Origin of the sequence: Virgibacillus sp. M23 (assembly GCF_034190895.1) — a bacterium.
Lineage (GTDB): Bacteria > Bacillota > Bacilli > Bacillales > Amphibacillaceae > Virgibacillus > Virgibacillus salarius.
The window spans coordinates 1-514 of sequence record NZ_JAWDHA010000198.1 but is presented as its reverse complement, the minus strand read 5'-3'; the positions used below and the strand labels follow the sequence as shown (position 1 = coordinate 514).

Here is a 514-nt window from a genome sequence, read left to right as displayed (position 1 = left end):
GAACCAACAAGAACAGGGTAGAATTCAACATTTAATGTACCTTTACGGATACCTGCTTTTAACTCGTCAATTGTGATTTCTTCACCCTCAAGGTATTTATCCATAAGCTCTTCATCAAGCTCACATACAGCTTCAATAAGGCTGTTGCGAAGCTCTTCAGCTTGCTCTTTATACTCTTCAGGGATTTCTTTTGCATCAGAACGAGTTCCGAGGTCATCTTCGTAGAAATACGCAACGTTTTCTACAAGGTCGATGATACCTTCGAAATTATCTTCAGCACCGATCGGCAATTGAATTGCATGAGCGTTTGCTTGAAGACGATCTCTTAAAGTTCCTACAGAGTAAAGGAAGTCTGCACCGATTTTGTCCATTTTGTTAACAAAAACGATACGCGGTACTCCGTAAGTTGTTGCCTGACGTCAAACAGTTTCTGTTTGAGGCTCAACGCCTGATTGCGCGTCAAGTACAGCAACAGCACCATCAAGTACACGAAGAGAACGTTCAACTTCAACTG

1 pseudogene is annotated in these 514 nt (G+C 42.0%); it reads right to left on the bottom strand.

Annotation, left to right across the window (positions count from 1 at the left end):
• Window positions 1–514 (bottom strand): annotated as a pseudogene (locus RVS70_RS22020) (GTP-binding protein); the annotation flags it as partial.